The organism is Bradyrhizobium zhengyangense (genome assembly GCF_022012435.1).
Classification (GTDB): domain Bacteria; phylum Pseudomonadota; class Alphaproteobacteria; order Rhizobiales; family Xanthobacteraceae; genus Bradyrhizobium; species Bradyrhizobium zhengyangense.
Genome location: NZ_JAKLUA010000076.1, coordinates 1 through 1487 on the forward strand (window position 1 = coordinate 1; position 1487 = coordinate 1487).

At 53.7% G+C, this 1487-nt stretch carries 2 protein-coding genes; both read left to right on the forward strand.

Annotated features, from left to right (window positions below; genetic code table 11):
* Positions 1 to 411: 411 nt before the first annotated feature.
* Entirely contained in the window at positions 412 to 717 is a 306-nt protein-coding gene (locus tag L6637_RS42215; protein ID WP_237874452.1) for a hypothetical protein, read from the forward strand.
* 633 nt (positions 718 to 1350) lie between these two features.
* Positions 1351 to 1487: NYN domain-containing protein (locus tag L6637_RS42220; RefSeq protein WP_237874453.1), on the forward strand; the 137-nt coding region annotated here is incomplete at its 3' end.

Consider the following 1487-nt stretch of genomic DNA (forward strand, 5'->3'; position numbering starts at 1 on the left):
TCCGAATCTTCTCTTCGGAGCCAATGAATCACCGTCACCGGTCGGCGGCGAGCGCCTTTTTTCAACAGCCTGCTAGGCCAGCAACACATCGGCACGTAAATCTGATAGATCATCATGGTCTCTCCCTCTGCCGAACCGACCGGTGCGTCACCCAACCTAACATAAGTTTGGAATTGCCAGATTTTCCCGGCATTCATCAGATTCTTGTTGGCAAAAGCGAATCATCTTGGCATGCTCTTATGACCGGGGCTGGCACGTTCCATCCGCATCTATTTTGATCCCGGGTTCTGAAGCAACGGCAACGCTGCGGCAGGCGTTTTATTACGAGTTTTTTAGCGCACCTTGATGAACTCTGGAGGCCGCCTTTAGGTGGCCTCTTTGTTGAGCATTCAATTCTGCGGGGACATTGCAATGGCAAAACCAGCCGTTTCCCGAGATGCTTTTCGTGGTTTATTCGCTCTCTACGCGGCGAAAGCTCATCACGACCATAAAGCCGAAGGCGAGGAATGCCTTTTGAGGTTGTTCGGGTCTGCAGAATACATTCCCGATCGCCTCTTGCAGCAATGGTCGGCAACGGCTGATCTAGTCGGTCCAGAAATCGTCGGTGCTGTAGTGGAGCCGCGCGCTCATGAACTAGCGAGCGGCGGCGCGCGGTACGACCATGCGAGTGATTTTCTGCACGCGCTCCTGAGAGACATCGCGCGAAAAGTGCAGTGATCAGAGCGCAGATTTCGGCGTGGCCGCGCCTCTGATCAACTTTGGCCTCCTAGGGCATCTTCTGCCGCTCACGCAGGTTCGTTAGACCGATGCGTTCGCCTATTAGCCTCTCGATTTCAAGCCGCGCTCCCTCTCTGGGTGTGGGGGAAGTGCGTAGCGCCTCACGCTTCGAGGCGAGCGAGACCAGGCCATCGGTGGAATTTGATTTCGATACGGTGCAGCCAATAACATCTGGAATATCTCCCTGCTGGCTTTGTAACGAGCTGCAGCCCTGCTGCGCTCACTCCCCTTCAACAAAGGGTTGCCTGACCGGTCAATGACGGCCCATCGCCAACCACGACCGCGCCTCTGTATCGAAACATCAAAGAGATCAAAATCGCCAGCGTTCATCCGAAACACCTTCAAAGGCGCACCTGGAAATAGAGATAGACTAGACACATAACAAATTTGACAGAAGAACCTTCGGGCCGGGGTAGAGTTCCACCTTAGATAAGCTTGTTGTTAGTCGAAGCTTAAAACGTTTGAGCTCCTCGACGATCTCCGGTAGCTATCCATATAGAATGCGACCCAGATTTCTGTGTCGCGAATTTCGCAATGCTTCAAACCGCGACTTGCTCACCGAAAGCCAGATAGATGTCTCATTCACCTTCGGACAAGATCGCGCTCTTCATCGACGGGGCCAATCTTTACGCAACGGCGAAAACTCTCGGCTTCGACATCGACTACAAGCGCCTTCTGAAGGAATTTCAGAGCCGCGGGACGCTGCTGCG

Coding starts and splice junctions, on each gene's coding strand:
- L6637_RS42215 (WP_237874452.1), top strand. CDS start 412: ATGGCAAAACCAGCCGTTTCCCGAGATGCTTTTCGTGGTTTATTCGCT.